The 18,723-nt window shown below is 52.8% G+C and carries 13 protein-coding genes and 2 tRNA genes; 3 read left to right on the top strand and 12 right to left on the bottom strand.

Annotated features, from left to right (window positions below):
* Positions 1-144: 144 nt before the first annotated feature.
* The 8 genes from QZV76_RS02945 to QZV76_RS02910 all read right to left on the bottom strand — a co-directional run bounded on the left by QZV76_RS02945 (position 145) and on the right by QZV76_RS02910 (position 10,788).
* Complete coding sequence (locus QZV76_RS02945; RefSeq protein ID WP_290598449.1) at positions 145-1,668, bottom strand: folylpolyglutamate synthase/dihydrofolate synthase family protein; 1,524 nt, start codon at positions 1,666-1,668, stop codon at positions 145-147.
* A 684-nt stretch (positions 1,669-2,352) separates the two neighbouring features.
* Complete coding sequence (locus tag QZV76_RS02940; protein ID WP_290598302.1) at positions 2,353-5,082, bottom strand: valine--tRNA ligase; 2,730 nt, start codon at positions 5,080-5,082, stop codon at positions 2,353-2,355.
* A 194-nt stretch (positions 5,083-5,276) separates the two neighbouring features.
* Entirely contained in the window at positions 5,277-6,263 is a 987-nt protein-coding gene (locus QZV76_RS02935) for a malate dehydrogenase (protein WP_290598301.1), read from the bottom strand.
* A 326-nt stretch (positions 6,264-6,589) separates the two neighbouring features.
* A complete protein-coding gene (gene clpX / locus QZV76_RS02930; protein ID WP_290598300.1) occupies positions 6,590-7,864 on the bottom strand; it encodes an ATP-dependent Clp protease ATP-binding subunit ClpX in 1,275 nt (424 codons plus the stop codon).
* A gap of 106 nt (positions 7,865-7,970) precedes the next feature.
* Positions 7,971-8,600, bottom strand: coding sequence for an ATP-dependent Clp protease proteolytic subunit (locus tag QZV76_RS02925; protein WP_290598299.1), 630 nt, complete (start codon positions 8,598-8,600; stop codon positions 7,971-7,973).
* Positions 8,601-8,617: 17 nt separating this feature from the next.
* Positions 8,618-9,190, bottom strand: a complete 573-nt coding sequence (locus tag QZV76_RS02920) for an ATP-dependent Clp protease proteolytic subunit (RefSeq protein ID WP_290598298.1) — start codon at positions 9,188-9,190, stop codon at positions 8,618-8,620.
* A 112-nt stretch (positions 9,191-9,302) separates the two neighbouring features.
* Positions 9,303-10,664: a trigger factor gene (tig, locus tag QZV76_RS02915; protein WP_290598297.1), complete on the bottom strand. Its 1,362-nt coding sequence runs from the start codon at positions 10,662-10,664 to the stop codon at positions 9,303-9,305.
* Between the two features lie 47 nt (positions 10,665-10,711).
* Positions 10,712-10,788, bottom strand: a tRNA-Pro gene (locus QZV76_RS02910).
* Positions 10,789-10,929: 141 nt separating this feature from the next.
* On the opposite strand from QZV76_RS02910, the gene QZV76_RS02905 reads away from it, so the two are divergent.
* A tRNA-Gly gene (locus QZV76_RS02905) sits at positions 10,930-11,001 on the top strand.
* A gap of 116 nt (positions 11,002-11,117) precedes the next feature.
* Here QZV76_RS02905 and QZV76_RS02900 read toward each other — a convergent pair.
* Complete coding sequence (locus QZV76_RS02900) at positions 11,118-11,621, bottom strand: hypothetical protein (protein ID WP_290598296.1); 504 nt, start codon at positions 11,619-11,621, stop codon at positions 11,118-11,120.
* A gap of 207 nt (positions 11,622-11,828) precedes the next feature.
* Between QZV76_RS02900 and QZV76_RS02895 the strand changes: the two genes are divergently transcribed.
* The gene (locus QZV76_RS02895; RefSeq protein ID WP_290598295.1) at positions 11,829-13,361 is read left to right on the top strand and encodes an aminopeptidase P family protein; all 1,533 of its coding nucleotides are present in this window, start codon (positions 11,829-11,831) and stop codon (positions 13,359-13,361) included.
* A 131-nt stretch (positions 13,362-13,492) separates the two neighbouring features.
* Here the strand turns inward: QZV76_RS02895 and QZV76_RS02890 are convergent, their stop codons facing one another.
* Together QZV76_RS02890 and QZV76_RS02885 are read right to left on the bottom strand one after the other, a co-directional pair.
* Entirely contained in the window at positions 13,493-13,975 is a 483-nt protein-coding gene (locus tag QZV76_RS02890) for a ribose-5-phosphate isomerase (protein ID WP_290598294.1), read from the bottom strand.
* Positions 13,976-14,087: 112 nt separating this feature from the next.
* Positions 14,088-14,708, bottom strand: a complete 621-nt coding sequence (locus tag QZV76_RS02885; RefSeq protein WP_290598293.1) for a DsbA family protein — start codon at positions 14,706-14,708, stop codon at positions 14,088-14,090.
* Positions 14,709-14,971: 263 nt separating this feature from the next.
* Between QZV76_RS02885 and pepN the strand changes: the two genes are divergently transcribed.
* The gene (gene pepN, locus QZV76_RS02880; RefSeq protein ID WP_290598292.1) at positions 14,972-17,770 is read left to right on the top strand and encodes an aminopeptidase N; all 2,799 of its coding nucleotides are present in this window, start codon (positions 14,972-14,974) and stop codon (positions 17,768-17,770) included.
* Positions 17,771-17,809: 39 nt separating this feature from the next.
* Here the strand turns inward: pepN and QZV76_RS02875 are convergent.
* Positions 17,810-18,723 (bottom strand): site-specific DNA-methyltransferase (locus QZV76_RS02875; protein WP_290598291.1); only part of this gene is annotated, 914 nt, incomplete at its 5' end.

Raw genomic sequence — 18,723 nt, 5'->3', positions numbered from 1 at the left:
ACATATTAGCGAAAATACTGTTATTCCCGAATAATTCGCAGTAGAACAGGTGCCGTCGGTCGCATTCTTTCGAGCACCCACCACACTATTCACTAGTAAGACATTGTGACGCTACCTATATGACATACTCTGTCAAAGTGGAATTTAGGCAGGATCCTTACGGAATAGCGAACGTGCTTCACCAGCCGTGACAACACTTCCCGTCACGATGACACCAGCTCCACTCATAACACCGTTTTCATCAATGTTTTCAGCTTCCACTGTGGCTAACGCGATCGCATCCGCCAAGGTGGGTGCAGAATCTACTTTCTCCGCATCAAATACTTGTCGCGCAATCTCTTCCAGTTCTTCCACGGAGAGAGCTCGCGGGCTGTTATTGGTAGTGACGATGACTTTATCCAGCACGGGTTCGAGGGTCTCTAGGATACCGCGCGCATCTTTATCACCCAGAATGGCAACAACGCCAACCAGTCGGTTAAAAGCAAAGTAATTTTCTAACGCTGCTGCCAGTGCTTTCGCACCATGCGGGTTATGACACGCATCCAGAAGAATCGTTGGCGTATTACGAACACGCTCTAGCCGCCCTGGCGACTGCACCGCCTGGAAACCATTGTGGACAGCCTGGTCATAGAGAGGCTTTTCCGTACCTGCTCCATAGAATGCTTCCACTGCGGCTAGTGCCACTGCCGCATTTTCTGCTTGATGTTCCCCGTACAGCGGCAGGAAAATATCCTCATACGTACCGGATAGCCCCTGTATAGAGATAACTTGTCCACCTACCGCAGGAGCGCACGACGATACCTCAAACTCGATTCCCTGCCGAGCCACAACAGCTTGCGCATCTACTGCTTGCTCCAACAAGACATGCAATGCTGCCGGATCTTGGTGGGAGATAACCGCTACTGTGCCATGCGGATTATGCGGAGTGTTCTCCCCTACCGTGGGCTTAATGATGCCGGCTTTTTCAGAGGCGATCTTTTCAATAGTGTCACCCAAGTAGTCCATGTGATCCATACCGATAGGGCATACAACAGCCACTTCAGCATGCGCTACGGAGGTCGCATCCCAGCGACCACCCATCCCCACTTCGGCCACCACAACATCTACTGGCGTATCCGCAAAACAGCTGTACGCCATTGCGGTAAGGACTTCGAACTTCGTCATTCGTGGGCCGCCCTGCGAGATGGACCACTCGTCTACCATCTCTACGAAGGGTTTAATGTCCTCCCACACTTCCACGTAACGACGTGGGCTAATGGGGGCACCATCCACACTGATACGTTCCGTTGCGAGCTGCAGGTGTGGGCTCGTCATACGCCCCACACGTTGACCCATAGCGCGGAGAAGAGCATCAATCATGCGGGAAGTAGACGTTTTACCGTTAGTGCCCGCCACCTGAATAACAGGTGCAGACTGTTCTGGATGCCCAAGGATATCCATAAGCTTTTCCATACGCGCAAGATCCGGTGCGATCTTCCGCTCACCCCAGCGTGTATCGAGTTCGGCTTCTACTGCTGCCAGTGCGGCATAGTCTTCCGCAGTCGGCTTTTCTACCTGGTAGCTATTGCGGTCCACATCTTCGTCATAGACAGAAAGATCCGGGATAGTGCTCCCTGTATCGATGTCAATGCGCCCCGTATAGTCACGGTAAAGGTCTTCCCCCGAGATATCCTCCCCATCGCTACCGTCACTACCCTCATCGTTATTGCTAGCATGTGCAACGTTATAGTTATCAAGAGCACGCGCAAGTGCATCCATTTGTTCATCATCGAACTGGGCTAGCAGATCACGTAGATTCTGCTGCACCTCAGGGGTAAGAACATCCTCATCATCTAACAGAGGGTTAAGACGGCGCATACCTAGTGGAGATTCTGGCGAAAGCTCACCATCATCATCGCCATCCTCGTCCCCCACAGTCTGCTCAATAATACGTTCTGCGACAGACGCTAACGCATCCAGATTGAGGCCAGACTCGTGAAAGACATAATCGGATAACGCATCTGCGGAATCGGCTTCTTCCGTGGCAGCAGCTATTGCCACGTCATCGGCGTCAGCATACTTGTCCTTCTTCTGACAGCTGCATTGCCCATTTTTACACTGTCCGTCTTTTTTACAGGAGCATTGCTTGTCGCCGCTCTTCTTATGGGCATGCCCACCCATAAGATTACGATCTGCCTGATCCTCCGACAGAGCTGCGGGATTTCCATCTCGCAATGAAGCATACGGATCGTCCGCATTATAGGCATCACTGTACGTGAGGTTTTTGGGCAGATCGCTCATCTCAACTCCTCTACTATGTGTACTACTGCGCGTAGTACATCGTCCGTAATAGTGCTACACGGTGTGAGCACATTACTTTTGCGCAGGAAGTGCCGCTAAACGCTCCGTTAGACGAGCTACCTCCGCTTCAGCGACCTCTCGCCGCGTCTTCATCTTCTCGACAACGGCGGCTGGTGCTTTCTCCACAAAATTCTGGTTACTCAGCTTCTTGCCGGTGGTCTCCAGTTCCTTCTGCGCGACCGCCAGATCCTTCTCCACGCGTTTACGTTCGGCTTCAACATCGACGGTATCGGAAGTGTCAAGTTCAACCACCACAGTGGCCCGGGAGAGACGCACCTCCAGGGAGGCCGTGGCATTAAAGTCCGCAGCCGGTTCTTCCAAACGCGCCAGGGAACGAATAGCGGCAATCTGATTAGCCAAATCGGCCTTATCGGCAACACCAATCAGCCGAGCAGGAACCCGCTGCGACGGCTTTACTCCCTGGTCAGAGCGGAAACGACGCACCTCAGTAACAAGTTTCTGCAGATCATCTATGCGTTGGAAAGCAGTCTCGTCCCGCTCAGCTTCATACGGGGTAGGCCAGTCTGCGACAACGAGGGACTCCTCCCCTGTTAGTGCCGTCCACAGCGTTTCTGTCACGAACGGCATAACGGGGTGCAGTAGACGGAGTAGCGTATCCAGCACGTAGCCGAGTACTAGGCGAGTAGCCGGCGCCGTAGGAAGATTATCCTCGGCAAAGCCCAACTGTGCTTTTGCCAGCTCAAGATACCAATCGCAGAACTCATCCCAGGTGAAGTGGTAGAGAGCTTCGCAGGCCTTAGAGAATTCGTATGCGTCCAGACCCGAATCCACATCAGCACGAATCTGCTCGAGCCTATCGAGAATCCAGCGATCCGCATCCGTAAGCTGCGCGCGGTCGGGTAACTCCCCGACGTATGCACCGTTCATCAATGCGAACCGTGTGGCGTTGAAAAGTTTGGTGGCAAAGTTACGGCTTGCCTGGCAGTTATCGTCACCCACGGGAATATCTGCACCGGGGTTAGCACCACGCGCCAGTGTGAAACGCAAGGCGTCAGCACCAAAACGTTCCACCCAATCTAGCGGGTCAATACCGTTACCGAGTGACTTCGACATCTTCCGGCCGTGCTCGTCACGCACTAGACCATGCAGGAAAACATCGGTGAAAGGAATGGGGCCGATATCGCCAGCGTCCTTGCCGCTAGCACCTTCCTTGCCGGCAAATGATGCAAACATCATCATGCGGGCAACCCAGAAGAAGAGAATGTCATAGCCGGTGACAAGAACATTCGTTGGGTAGAAGCGTTCCAGGTCAGCTGTGCGCTTGGGCCATCCCAGGGTGGAGAAAGGCCACAGCCCGGAGGAGAACCACGTATCGAGAACATCCGGATCCTGCTCCCACCCGGCGGGGGGTTCATCATCAGGGCCGCAGCACACTATTTCACCATTGGGGCCGTACCAGATGGGGATTCGGTGCCCCCACTTAAGCTGGCGGGAGATGCACCAATCGTGCATATTGTCTACCCACTCAAACCAGCGTGGCTCCTGCGAGGCGGGGTGAATGGTGGTGAGACCATTGCGGACCGCGTCACCAGCCATACGGGCAAGATCCTCAACTTTGACGAACCACTGTAGGGAAAGACGCGGTTCAATAGGTTCACCAGAGCGTTCAGAATGTCCCACGGAGTGGACGTAGGGGCGAACTTCTTTGACGATGCGCCCCTGTTCACGCAGTGCTTCGGTGAGGGCAGTGCGGGCATCTTCACGGCTGAGCCCATCAAAACGAGTACCAGTATTGGCGATATGGGCAGTAGCGTCCATGATGTCGATCATGGGGAGGTCATGCCGCTGACCCATAGCAAAGTCATTGGGGTCATGCGCGGGGGTAATCTTGACGGCGCCGGTACCGAATTCCATGTCAACATAATCGTCGGCAATAACGGTGATGGTGAGGTCATCACGCAGCGGATGGGGGAAGACTTTTCCTACAAGATGCTGGTACCGCTCATCCTCGGGATGTACCGCGATGGCTACGTCACCCAGCATCGTCTCTATACGAGTAGTGGCAACAACCAGGCTATTCCCCTCGACAGGTTTACCGTCAGCACCGATCTCACCGTAGGCGAAGTAGATAAGTTCGCCTTCATCATCGGAGTATTTAACCTCGATGTCGGAGACGGCAGTCTGCAACACTGGCGACCAGTTAACAAGACGCTCCGCCCGGTAAATATAGCCAGCGTCATACAGACGCTTAAAAATGGTTTGGACGGCGTAGGACAGTCCCTCATCAAGGGTGAAACGCTCACGTTCCCAATCGAGGCCGTCGCCGATAGCGCGCATTTGGGTGCCAATGAAACCACCATATTCGCGTTTCCACTCCCACACCTTCTCAATGAACTCATCACGGCTCAACGCATGGTAATCAATGCCTTGCTCAGCGAGCTGCCGCTCAACTTTGGACTGTGTAGCGATACCAGCATGGTCCATACCCGGAAGCCACAGCACTTCATAGCCCTGCATACGCTTGCGCCGGCACAGTGCATCCATAAGAGTGTGGTCGAGTGCATGGCCCATGTGAAGTTTGCCAGTGACATTAGGGGGTGGAAGCACAATGCTGTAGGCGGGTTTGGAACTGTTGGTGTCAGCATGGAAGTATCCAGCATCCACCCACCGTTGATACATGTCTGCTTCAACAGCGCTGGGATCCCACGACTTAGGGAGTGCGCCGGAGCGATCAACGGAAACAGTAGGGGCATTCTGTGCGGAGTTTTTTGCACTGGTCACGCTTGCAAGTTTAACGGTTTGAGAAGTCTCTTTCGAACCGGGGCACCAAATACGAAAGAAACGCACCCGGTTACGTTCCAGGTGCGTTTCTTTTCTCAGCATGCAGCGTATCTCATGTGCAGTATATGTATTCAGCGCTCATATATAGCGCTCGTACCCATGATGATGCGCAAGTGCTACAGGATTGCTATGAACTAGCCAAGCAGACCGAGCTTCTTGACGGCGTCGCGCTCAGATTCAAGATCCTCAGCAGTGGTCTTCATGCGTTCAGCCTGAGCAGCGGAGATCTCGAGATCCTTAACACGCTGCCAGCCAGAGCCATCAGAGGTGCACGGAACACCGTAGACGAGACCCTCGGGGATACCGTAGGAACCATCGGACGGCAGTGCGACAGTTACCCAGTCACCCTTGGGGGTGCCCTGGTACCAATCGCGCATGTGGGTGATGGCGCCGGTAGCTGCGGAAGCAGCGGAAGAAGCACCGCGAACCTTAATGATTTCGCCACCGCGCATAGCTACCTTCGGAATGAATTCGTCGGTGAGCCAGGACTTATCGAACTTATCGGCGGCAGCTTCGCCCTTCACCTTGAGGTAGGTGACGTCCGGGAACTGGGTGTTGGCGTGGTTGCCCCATACAGTCATGTTGGTGAGGTCAGATACTGCAACGCCCAGCTTCTTGGAAGCCATGGAGAGTGCGCGGTTGTGGTCGAGACGCATCATGGCGGTGAAGCGGTCATCCGGAATATCTGCGGCGTAGTGGTTGAGGATGAGGCAGTTGGTGTTGGCGGGGTTGCCGACAACGAGGGCACGGATATCGTCAGCGACGGTCCCGTTCATAGCTTCGCCCTGTGCCTTGAAAATTTCAGCGTTAGCAGCAAGCAGATCGGCACGATCCATGCCCTTGCCGCGGGGACGGGAACCTACGAGGAAAGCAGTGTTTGCACCTTCGAAGGCCTGTTTTGCATCGTCATAGATGTTGATGCCGGTTAGCAGCGGGAAGGCGGAGTCATCAAGCTCCATAGCAACGCCTTCAGCAGCCTTAAGAGCCGGAGTGATCTCCAAAAGATTAAGTTCTACGGGCTGGTTAGGTCCGAATACAGCGCCTTCTGCGATACGGAACAGTAGTGAGTAGGAGATATTGCCAGCAGCACCGGTGACGGTGACCTTCTTGGGCTGAGTCATCTTCGGAAACACGTCCTTTCATGATCCGAACTATGTTTTATCGTCAGTTAACAGGCTTAACCGGTAGGTTAAGTCTTGCGTCTCTAGTGTCTCACCATCGTGGATAGTTTGCTAAGCATTGTGAAGGCCAACACTGAATAAAATATCGAAAAACTCACGTTAACCCTCATAATTTTTCGTAATAGTGCAGGTCACAGAAATACTTGCGAAATTAATAACAGTGGCATGAACATTACGTGCGGCCTAGTGGCTAATTTTTGTGAGGAACAACACAGTACATGAGGGGCGACAAAAACTACCGACACACTATCAGCGCACTACGGCTGTTAGCCGACGTTCTTCTCAACCGCAGAAATATCAAGCCGCTCAATATGCGGTGCAGTCTTATCACGCACAGTCTCTGCCGTAATAGTTACTTTTTGTACGTCATCATCGGAAGGAATGTCGAACATTACCGGCATGAGGACTTCCTCCATAATGGCTCGCAGACCACGAGCCCCGGTAGAACGCTCAAGTGCCTGGTCCGCCAATGCATCTATTGCATCATCAGTAAACTCAAGCTCCACGCCATCCATCTCAAAAAGCTTTTGGTACTGCTTCACCAGCGCATTACGTGGAGTCGTAAGAATATTCTTTAAGGCCTCTTTATCAAGCGGTTCAACAGAACCAACTACGGGAAGGCGGCCAATAAATTCCGGAATCAAACCAAACTGAGAAAGATCTTCCGGTTTCACAAGTTTGAAGTAATCAGTCGCTTTAATTTCTTGCTCCGTGACAAGATCCGCGCCAAATCCGACGCCTTTCTTCCCCACACGATCAGCAACAACCTTCTCTAAACCAGCGAAAGCACCTGCCGCGATGAAAAGGATATTGGAGGTATCAATCTTGATGTAATCCTGGTGGGGATGTTTCCGCCCACCATTCGGTGGAACGGAGGCAATAGTCCCCTCCAAAATTTTCAGTAAGGCTTGCTGTACGCCCTCCCCTGACACATCACGGGTAATGGAGGCAGATTCTGCTTTGCGGGAGATCTTGTCAATCTCATCAATGTAGATAATGCCCTTCTCAGCACGCTTCACATCATTATCGGCAGCATGGAGAAGTTTTAGAAGGATATTCTCAACGTCCTCACCAACATAGCCAGCCTCCGTTAAAGAGGTGGCATCAGCGATGGCAAAAGGAACATTGAGCATACGCGCCAGCGTTTGCGCTAGATAAGTCTTACCGCACCCAGTTGGGCCAAGGAGCAAAATATTGGATTTTGCAATCTCCACATCCTCTTCACGAGGACGACGTCCACCCAATGCTCTAATACGCTTGTAGTGGTTATAGACTGCGACAGCTAACACGCGCTTAGCATCATCTTGCCCAACCACGTATTTATCGAGGAATTCACATATTTCCTTGGGCGTGGGCAAATCGTTACCAGTAGTGGTTTGGGTGGAGTCGTTGAGCTCCTCCTCCAGAATTTCGTTACACACCTCGATGCACTCATCACAGATGTATACACCACCGCCCGCAATGAGCTTCCTTACCTGGCTCTGTTTCTTTCCGCAGAAAGAACATCTCAGGACATCGCTTGAGTCACCAACATAGGCCATCGGGCTCAGCTGCTCCTTTTACGTAAAGTACGGTCAACATGCGAACACTACGAGCGGGTAACGCTTCTGGGGAGGACTCTTCCCGTTCTACCCTAACTGCTTCGACTTACTTTTTTGCGGAGGCTTTCCGGTAGTCAAAGACAGTATCGATAATGCCGTATTCTTTAGCTTCCTCGGCAGTGAGGATCTTATCGCGCTCAGTATCTTCACGAACCTGTTCAGGGGTAACGTTGCAGTGCCGTGCTAGGGTCTCTTCCATTTGACGGCGCACACGCTCAATTTCGCGAGCCTGGATCTCCAAGTCAGATACCTGGCCACGGACACCTTCTGTCGCCGGCTGGTGAATAAGCACGCGAGCATTCGGCAGAGCCGCACGCTTGCCCGGTGTACCAGCGGCAAGAAGGACTGCTGCGGCGGAGGCAGCCTGCCCCAGACACACTGTTTGAATGTCTGGACGTACGTACTGCATCGTGTCGTAGATGGCCATCAAAGAAGTAAAAGACCCACCTGGCGAATTGATATACATAGTGATGTCGCGGTCGGGATCGAGGCCCTCTAGAACGAGGAGCTGCGCCATGATGTCATTAGCAGCAGTATCATCTACCTGCGAGCCGAGGAACACGATGCGCTCCTCGAAAAGCTTGTTGTACGGGTTAGATTCTTTCGTGCCGTAACTGGAGTGCTCAATGAAAGAGGGAACAACGTAACGGGCTTCGAGGGATTGAAATCCGGTCATGTGTAGTATGTGCTCCTCTATTTCTCGGTACCGGGGACGTGCTTAATAACGTGATCAAAAAGGCCATAATCACAGGCTTCTTGAGCCGTAAACCACTTATCGCGATCAGAATCTTTTTCAATTTGCTCAACGGATTGGCCGGAATGCTGTGCAATGAGCTCCGCCATCTCCTTTTTCACTTTTGCAAAATTTTCTGCCTGGATAGTGATATCGGTGGCAGTACCACCCACGCCTGCAGAAGGCTGATGCATGAGAACACGAGTATGGGGAAGAGCATAACGCTTGCCGGCAGCTCCCGCAGTGAGAAGGAACTGTCCCATCGAAGCCGCCATACCCATGGCGTATGTGGCGACATCACAGGAGATGAATTGCATAGTGTCGTAAATCGCCATACCGGCAGTAACAGATCCACCAGGGCTATTGATATACATACTGATATCAGTGTGGGGGTCCTCGGCTGCTAACAGTAGCATCTGTGCACACAGACGATTGGCGACGTCATCATTAACTTCCGAGCCGAGGAAGATAATGCGCTCTTTTAGGAGCTTTTCGAAGACTGAGTCGGGAAGATTCAATCCTGTGTCGGCCATGGGTACCTGCTTTCTCTGTTTCCTGTGAAAAGGATTTACCGTCTATAGAGTAACGAAAACGGGCGCAGCCGGCTTGCGCGCTACGCCCGTGTTCGCTTTAAAGTGTGAATACTTACTCTGCGTCAGCAGATTCTTCCTCCGGCATATCCGGGAGTTCCTGGAAGAAGACCATGAGGTCATCGAGAGAGTTGCCCTCAGTATCCTTCGCAACAACATCACGAACAACTGTGAAGAGAGCCTTATTACGGCGTACATCGCTAAAGAGGCTAGCGAGCTGACCTTGCTGCTGTACAGCCTGAACAAACTGCTCGGGCTCCATGTTGTTCTGGCGAGCCTGTGCAACAACAGCCTCAGTGAGATCATTCTGGGAGATCTCGACACTGAGTTCTTCTGCTAGTGCGTCCAGGAGTAGCCAAGTACGGGTGGCTTCTTCCGCAGAATTCTTAGCCTCATCGTAGAAGGAATCAAGGTCAGATCCCTGAGACTCAAGAATGGACTTGAGGATGTTCTCGTCGCCACCGAACTGGGAAAGAACCTGCTGGATCTGTCCCTGTGCCTGTTCTTCAACAATGCCCTTTGGAATGTCGAAGTTGGCTTCTTCAATAAGTGCGGAGAGAACAGCGTCACGAAGATTGGCAGCCTGCTCAGATTTCGCGGCATCATTAGCACGCTTGGCGAGATCTTCTTTGAGCTCATCGAGAGTGTCGAACTCAGATGCCATCTGGGCGAAGTCATCATCAAGTTCAGGAAGTTCCTGCTCCTGTACTTTCTGCAGAACAACAGTAATGTCTGCTTCCTCGTTAGCATGGTCGCCAGCAACCAGCTTAGAGGTGAACGTCTTGCTCTCTCCGGCTTTCATACCGACGAGGGCATCTTCCAGACCTTCAATGAGATCGCCCTGGCCAATACGGTGGGAGAGGCCCTTGGTCTCGGCTTCCTTGAGCTCTTCGCCGTTAACCTTTGCAGAGAGATCGAGAGAAACGAAATCCCCTTCCTTAGCAGGACGGTCCACACCCTTGAGGGTTGCGAAACGCTCCTGCAGGTCCTTCAGACCCTGCTCCGCGATTTCGTCTGTTGCGCGACGTGGCTCAACGGAGATTTCCTTACCCTTGAAATCGGGGATCTTAATCTCTGGGCGGCAATCCATTTCGGCAGTGAACTCGATGAGATTCGGATCGTCGATCTTCGTCACATCAACGTCGGGGGTGGAAAGAGGTTGCACGTCATTCTCAGTGCAGGCCTTCTCGTAGCGGCTCGGCATCATGTCGTTAATGACCTGTTCGAGGACTGCGCCACGACCCACATGATTCTCAATCAACTTTGCCGGAGCGTGACCCTTACGGAAACCAGGAATGTTTACCTGCTCCGCGATAGTCTTATAAGCCTTGTCGAATTCTTCCTTGAGTTCATCAAAAGGAACCTCAATAACCAGCTTCACACGAGTGGGGCTGAGCTTCTCAACAGTGCTTTTCACGGAATTGTTCTCCTTGTTTGGGGGTCACGTTGATAGATTGAAGTTTTTGGTCGGGATGACAGGATTTGAACCTGCGACATCTTGCTCCCAAAGCAAGCGCGCTACCAAGCTGCGCTACATCCCGTAGCAACTCAACAATACATGGTGAGAACATCTCAACAACATCTCAGCATCATGAGCTCTTGCACTATCTTACGTGTAACCACTCGATTTTTGTAACTAGGGTTTTCTCGGGTAGTCTTAGCAGGCACAGAAAGTTATCTGTGGGGATGTCGTATAGTGGCTATTACCCCAGCCTTCCAAGCTGGAGACGCGGGTTCGATTCCCGTCATCCCCTCTCCTTGTTTACTGCATATAAAAAGCGCTGCGTCTTTCCACAGGAGCAGCGCTTTTATTACGTTTTGGCATTATCTGCCGCGTACTATCCACAGTTCAACGACAGTTTTGCCACCGCTATTTCTGGTACTGTGCGTGCAGTTCAAGAATGGATCCCACTTTAGGAATCTGTAGAACGAGGTAGCCGACGATGCCTGCATCACGATTGTCTTTGAGGTACACCGGCTGTTTAATGCCGTAAGAGATAAGGATCTGTTCTTTGGTATACTCCGGAACTGGTTGACCATTCTTTTCTGCGGTTACCTGTTCGTAGCTCTTCCCCTTATTCTTGACATATTTCATTCCACCCATCAATGGGCGAACTGGCGAACCACACATTGAATCAACAACAAGAAGAGTGTGTTCTCCTACCTTTGGAAGTGCTTTTTTAATAGCACAACCGTTATCTTCACCATCAACAAAGACAGTTGTAGATGTAACAACAGCTGACGTGTTAGGTGCCGGTGCGGGTGCTGCACTGGCTAGCCCAGCGCCCACGAAAAGAGTACTTGCGGCTGCCACGGTAGTAGCTACGGTGGCGGCGGCAGTATGGATAGATGTGGTGGTACGGCGACGCTGCATAAAATATCCTCCCTAGTGGGGTACTGCAGGAATAACATATGCCCTGCTTATGCGTTTTTCGTGGTCTTAGTATAGCGTACAAAAACTTAGGTTACGCTAATCTATATAATGTTCCGCATACGACCCCTCATGGTAGAACGGAATGGAAAGAAAGTAACTACCCCCATACTTTCCACCCCCTTTGGGACTTGTTGAGGAGGTTTAACAATGACCCAACAGAATCTCACACTAGATACACTGCGCTCCCCGCAGCCCCTAGACGAACGCGCCGCTAACCGCTCCCGCTCCCCCCAATCATCAACATTCGCAACCTTTATGGGAAGCAACTGGGCAGAAACATCACAAGCTACCGACAACACTGCTGTTTCTGCCGTAAAACAATTCCTTCCGGCTCGACACACCGCCGTCACCCGTCACTATCCAGGAACAGTTCTCCTAGTACCAGCCGGATCGTATAAAACTCGCTCCGCCGACGAAGACTACCTCTTCCGCCCACATTCCGCCTTTGTGTGGCTAACAGGGCTAGGACTCGAATACGAACCCGACTCCGCAGTGGTGTTTTACCCGGACGGCAACAGTCATAAAGCCGTCCTATACTTCCAACCGCCGGCATCCCGCTCCACAGACCAGTTCTATGCCGATTCCCGCTACGGCGAATTCTGGGTAGGCGCCCGCCCCACCATCACCCAGATGGAGGCCTACACCGGGCTGACAGTACGTCCTCTCACCTCACTGGAAAGTGACCTCCGCAAAGCTGTAGCACACACTCCCACAAGACTTCTCCGCAATGTAGATTCCACTATTGACGCTCTTGTCCAGGAACTTGTCGGCGATAAAACCTGGAATGACACGGCTGAAGAGGACAAAACATTTGAAGTTCTCCTAGGAACCGTCCGGATGTGGAAAGACTCCTGGGAAATTGACCAAATACAGCAGGCAGTAAACCTTACTGCCACCTGTTTTGAGAAAGTTATTGCATCGCTTCCCGAAGCAGTACACCACCCGCGCGGAGAACGCGTTGCAGAAGTAGCTTTTTCCGCAGCGGCACGCCTTGGCGACCACGGTACCGGTTTCGATACCATCGCTGCCGCCGGTTCACACGCCACCACCATGCACTACATGGAGAATGCCGGCCCCATCGCCCCCGACGACCTTCTTCTTATCGACGCCGGCGCAGAAATTGACTCCCTCTACTCCGGCGACATCACACGCACCTTCCCCGTCTCCGGAACCTTCTCTCCCACACAGCGGAAAGTGTATGAGGCAGTATTGGGAGCCAACGAGGCAGCCTTTAAACAAGCGCAGCAACCCGGATGCCACTACCGCCAAATCCACGATGCAGCTATTCGCTTCTTAGCCGAAACACTGTCTGAATGGGGGCTTCTCCCCTGCTCCGTTGAGGAAGCCATTAGCCCCAACGGGCAGCAGGTACGCCGCTGGATGCCGCACGGAACAGGCCACCATCTAGGCCTGGATACCCATGATTGCTCCGTCACCCCCCGCGACTTCTATATGGATGCACCACTGGAACCAGGCATGGTGTTCACCATCGAACCTGGTTTGTACTTCCGTACAGATGATGAGCTGATACCGGAAGAATTGCGCGGTATTGGTATCCGCATCGAGGACGACATTGTTGTTAACGACGATCACACAGTCCGTCGCCTCTCCGCGGATATCCCCCGCACTGCCGACGAGGTAGAAGCCTGGATGAAACGAGTATGGTCACGCAACGCCTAACCCATGCCCGCAGAGCAGTACAGGACGGTGTACTACAGTCCTGACACTTCTTCCTAAAAGGGTGGGTCTCCATGAATTTACGGAGACCCACCCTTTTTATATCTATGACTAGCTATGAGCAGCTACAGTTTTTACACCTCACGAGGTTCCGGCGCACCCTCATTGACGCCCGTTTCCTCATACTTTTCCAGGATATCGATACGCCGCTGGTGGCGTTCTTCCGCTGACCACGGCTGCGCAATGAATGCGTCCACCATTTCTAGAGCGTCTGCTTCTTTCGTAAAACGGCCACCCAGACTCATGAGCTGGGCGTTGTTGTGCTCGCGTGCCAGCTTCGCCAGTTCTACATTCCAGACGAGGGCACAGCGAATACCTTTGACCTTATTAGCGGCCATTTGCTCGCCATTTCCAGAGCCACCGAGCACGATACCGAGGGAGCCTTCATCATCGCGCACGTGTTCAGCGCATGAGACACAAAACGCGGGGTAGTCGTCAAGGGCGTCGTACTCGTGAGCGCCACAATCTATGACCTCATGCCCAGCTTTCTTGAGGTGGGCTGCAATAGCATTCTTCAAATCGAAACCGGCATGATCAGAGCCTAGATAAATTCGCATAGTTACAGCTTAACGGTGTAAAGGCAGTACACGCTATTCTTTACTCCCCGCAATACACCGACTACCCCCGCACTTACTCTATGCCTACTTCGTATCTGCTCTGCACCGCATACTAGAAGTCGAGTACTGGACCCTCTGTACGAGACCGCTTCAACTCGTAAAAGTAGGGGTACTGCGCCAGTGCCACCGCACCATCGAAAAGTTTTCCGGCTTCCTCTCCACACGGAACTCTACTCATCACAGGGCCGAAGAAGGCAACATCATCAACATGTATGCAGGGAGTGCCCACATCCTCACCCAGTGCATCCATGCCGGCATGGTGGGAGTCGCGAAGTTCTTTCTCGTACGGAGTTTTATCCCAGTGCTCCATAAGCGTGACGGGTAACCCGACCTCAGTAAGAGATTCCCTGACCGCATCCTTATCTTGCAGACGACCATCATTGTGGAAGCGTGTCCCCATAGCGGTATAAAGATTCGCCAGTGCTTCCTCCCCATGTTCTTGCGCAGCCGCAGTAAGAACACGAACTGGTCCCCACGATCTCTCCAGGTAGGCAGCATAGCCAGGGTCCAGAGCTCGTCCCTCATTGAGCACACCCAGGCTCATCACGTGGAAGGTCAGCGTAAAATCTCGCACTTTTTGAGCTTCCAGAATCCACCGGGAGGTTAGCCAACACCATGGACATGACGGATCGAACCAAAAATCTACACGAGTGCGAGCGTGAGTGTGAGTCATAATGCTCCTTCCGTACATTATTAGGTTTCTCACATTTATAGTAAGCGTTAAAACCTCACCAGTGCTGACTTTCTCAATGACAGCGCAGCTATCCTCACTTACACCCGCTTACATCCGTTTACTGCTGAATTTATAAAAACAAGCCACTAGAGTGTCCACTAGAACCATTCCAGAACCACTCCACAACTATTCCAGATAGCACCCCAGGTAACACTGAAGCTCCATCCACCCCATCCCTCCACCCTATACAGAGGAGATTTACTGTGACGTCCTTTAACCTCACCCGCGATACTGCTGCCGAACGCGCCAGCCACCTCACTGTCACGTCCTACCGCATCCGCCTCGACGTCACCCAACCCACCGTCAATCCCGCAGACAACTCCGCTATTAACTTCAGTACTGCGCACGACGTTGATAATATTTCTCCCACAACACATTTCCGCTCCCACACCACCATAGAAGTGGACTGCACCACACCCGGCTACTCCACCTTCCTCGACCTGCGTGATGTTCACCTCATCAGCGCCACCCTCAACGGTGAATCTCTCGACGTTGACGCCTACAACACCACCCTCTCTGCCAGCGGAGAAACTGGCGAAAATGGACTTCTCCTCCCCTCCCTTGCCGCACACAACACCATCGACATTGACGCATGGTGTCACTACTCCACTACTGGAGAAGGCCTACACCGCGCCGTAGACGCCGCCGACGGAACCGTCTACCTCTACAGCCAATGCGAACCCGCCGACTCCAAACGCGTCTTCGCCTGCTTCGACCAACCTGACCTCAAAGCCCCCATCGACCTCACCGTCACCGCCCCCGCAGGATGGGAAATTATCAGCAATAGCAGCATCGCCACCTCCACCCCCGCAGAATCCCCCATCTATGCAGACGTCGATGCCGTCACCCACCACTTCCAAGTAACTAATCCCCTCTGCCCCTACGTCTTTGCACTCTGCGCCGGCCCCTACCACCGTTGGAGCGACACCTACCACTGGCACGGCGATGATGGACGTGAAATCACCATCCCCCTCAACCTGTACTGCCGCGAAACCCTCGCCCCCTACTTCGACCCGGACAACATTTTTGCGCTAACCAAGGGCGGCTTCGACTACTACCACCGCACCTTCGGAATCCTCTACCCCTTCACCGGATCCTACGACCAAGTATTCGTCCCCGACTTCAACGCCGGCGCCATGGAAAACGTAGGATGTGTCACCTACCGCGAAGACTATGTTTTCCGCTCCCGCGCCACCGCCTGGAAATACGAACGCCGCGCCGACACCGTCCTCCACGAAATGGCCCACATGTGGTTCGGAAACCTCGTCACCATGCAGTGGTGGAATGATCTCTGGCTCAATGAATCCTTTGCCAGCTGGGCAAGCGTCATGGCACAGCTCGGATCCACCACCTACCAGACAGCCTGGACCACCTTCACTTCAACCGAGAAAAACTGGGCTTATCGGCAAGACGACCTCCCCTCCACACACCCCATCGCCGCCACCATGGAGAGCCTAGAAGAACTAGACGCCAACTTCGACGGCATTACCTACGCCAAAGGCTGCTCCGTCCTGAAACAATTCGTCGCCTACGCTGGTCTAGACCCCTTCCTCAAAGGCCTCCACGACTATCTACTGGCACACTCCTACGGCAACGCCACATTCCAAGACCTTCTGGACGCAGTAAGCGTCTACTGCGATAAAGATTTCCGCACCTGGGCAGAAGCCTGGCTCACCACAACCGGCCGTAATACGCTATCCCTCGACTTTGACATTGCCAGCGACCCCCGTGACAATTCTGCCCGCTACAGTTCCGTCACTCTCCACCAAACTGGTGCGGAGCCCGGCGCTGGCGAGCTACGTCCGCACCGTGTTGGTGTAGGCGTGTACGCTATGACGGCTACCGATAGCTCCAGCACTGATAATTCTGATACTTCCGCGAACCTTATTGGGACAGATTCGGCTGGAACTCTAGTACGTACGCATTATGCCGAAGTTGACCTTATTGATGAGTGGACTGATATTCCTGAACTGCACAATGTTCTGCAGGGAGCATTACTCCTCCCCAATGATGAAGACCTCACATACTGCCAGCTAGAGCTCGATCCGCAGAGTATAGAAACTGTCGTTGAGCATATTGAAGATATTGTGGATCCTCTTCCCCGTGCTCTGTGCTGGGGTGTGTTGGAAGAGATGACAATGCATGCCACCCTGCCAGGTTCTGCCCTTATTGAAGTTATCGCTCGCGCTATAGGATCGGAATCAGAACTTCCTGTGGCGGAACATCTTATGTCCCGTGCATTGCAGGTGTTGAGATTCTTCGCTGACCCGAAGTGGGCGGAGATGGAAGGGTGGCGGCTTTTCAGCGATGCGCTGCTCACTATTGCGCAACAACCCAGCTTTGGGGTGGATCAACAGCTTATTGCCTTCACTACGTTCTGCCAGTGCAAACTTAATGAGGATCAAACACGACTGCTGTGGGATATATGGGCTGCTCAGTCTCTTGAGCCGGCAAATATTAACGATCTTCAACTGGATACTGATCTTCGATGGACAGTACTTACTGCGCTTGCGGCTCATGGGCTTGTCACACAGTATGACATTGATACCGCACTAGCGAACGACAACACCAGTATGGGTGTTCGACGAGCATTAACAGCCGGAGCCACATTACCCACCCCGGAGAATAAGGCTGCTGTGTGGGAGAAAATTTTTGCAGTAGATGGCGATGTTGCTAGTAACTGGTCCGTAGTAGCACTACTTGATGGTTTTGCCTGGGCTGGGCAAGATGCGCTAGTTGCACCGTTTGCGAATCAGTATCCTACAGATGTTGTTCGGCTCTGGCAGAAGCGTGGAGGTGAAGTGGCGTCCACTGTGACGGAGCGGGCTTTTCCCCTCTGGGGTGATGCGCCTACAGTGCAGCGTCTCATTACGGATATGCTTGCCGCTGAAAATGATCTTCCAAGTGGTGCACAACGCTTTCTTCGCGAAGGACTGTTCGATCTTGCTCGTGCGCAAAAAGGACGTGCGCTGGAAGCGACAACTGCCCTCGATGAGGGGTAGCGGGGAGCGGGGAGTACCCCTGCTACCGTCTAATACCGTCTAATACCGGGGTTGCACTTCTAGCCAGTAGGGCGAAGCCCCGGCATCATCTAGTCGCATGCGAATATGCGTCGCAACAGTACTAGGGTTTCGTTCTGCTAGAACGAATTTGCGTCCTAACCTGTGCGCAACAACACCCGTTGTTCCAGAGCCGGCAAACATATCCCACACATAGTCACCGGGCTCGGTAGCGGCGTTAATGATGCGTTCTAGGAGTGGTTCAGGCTTCGGGGTGGCGAATTGAATTTCTTCCCCAAATTTCTTCCGCAAGGATAGTTTTGCTGAATCTGAGGAGCCAACTTCCGTGGCGTTCCAGATAGTTTTTAGTTTTTTCCGACGTCCCGGATGCAAACGATCAATTTGGAAAATATCGAGTCGTGTCCCTTTACGACCATGCACATAGCGGGCGAAGAGCTCATCTGACCGGCTTTCGACAGTAGCTGCCGACCATCGCCACACTGCTGGCTGTAAGTCTCCAAAAACGGGCATCACTTGACAAGATCCTATAAAGGGCTCTGCCCGAACAGTTCCCGTATCCGGATTCGCATAGAGTGGATAACTCATCGTTCGTGCTGTCGCTGGGTTAAATTTTTTATTTGTGTTTCGCAGCGGCAGTAGGCGGTATCTTCCTTTATCGTCCATAAGGGGGAAATCTGTGGGATCGACAGAATGAGTAGTCCCGGGTTCTAGCGTCAGCTTAGTGATGTCTTTGGCATACACCAGAAGATAGTCGTGGCAGGCTGCAAAAAAACGGTCTAGCTGGCGACCTTTGGGGTTAATTTCCACAACAATCTGTGACACGAAATTCTCTCGCCCGAAAATCTCGTCGAGAAGTACGCGCGCATACGGCATCTCTGAATCATCTAGATGAACCCATATACTTCCCGTGGGGGCAAGCATCTCATGCAAGGCAT

It is taken from the genome of Lawsonella sp., assembly GCF_011525565.1.
GTDB classification, from domain to species: Bacteria; Actinomycetota; Actinomycetes; order Mycobacteriales; family Mycobacteriaceae; genus Lawsonella; species Lawsonella clevelandensis_A.
This window is presented reverse-complemented; position numbering and strand designations above follow the sequence as displayed.

Coding starts and splice junctions, on each gene's coding strand:
- QZV76_RS02935 (WP_290598301.1), bottom strand. CDS start 6,263: ATGACTCAGCCCAAGAAGGTCACCGTCACCGGTGCTGCTGGCAATATC.
- clpX (WP_290598300.1), bottom strand. CDS start 7,864: ATGGCCTATGTTGGTGACTCAAGCGATGTCCTGAGATGTTCTTTCTGC.
- QZV76_RS02925 (WP_290598299.1), bottom strand. CDS start 8,600: ATGACCGGATTTCAATCCCTCGAAGCCCGTTACGTTGTTCCCTCTTTC.
- QZV76_RS02920 (WP_290598298.1), bottom strand. CDS start 9,190: ATGGCCGACACAGGATTGAATCTTCCCGACTCAGTCTTCGAAAAGCTC.
- QZV76_RS02900 (WP_290598296.1), bottom strand. CDS start 11,621: ATGCAGCGTCGCCGTACCACCACATCTATCCATACTGCCGCCGCCACC.
- QZV76_RS02895 (WP_290598295.1), top strand. CDS start 11,829: ATGACCCAACAGAATCTCACACTAGATACACTGCGCTCCCCGCAGCCC.
- QZV76_RS02890 (WP_290598294.1), bottom strand. CDS start 13,975: ATGCGAATTTATCTAGGCTCTGATCATGCCGGTTTCGATTTGAAGAAT.
- QZV76_RS02885 (WP_290598293.1), bottom strand. CDS start 14,708: ATGACTCACACTCACGCTCGCACTCGTGTAGATTTTTGGTTCGATCCG.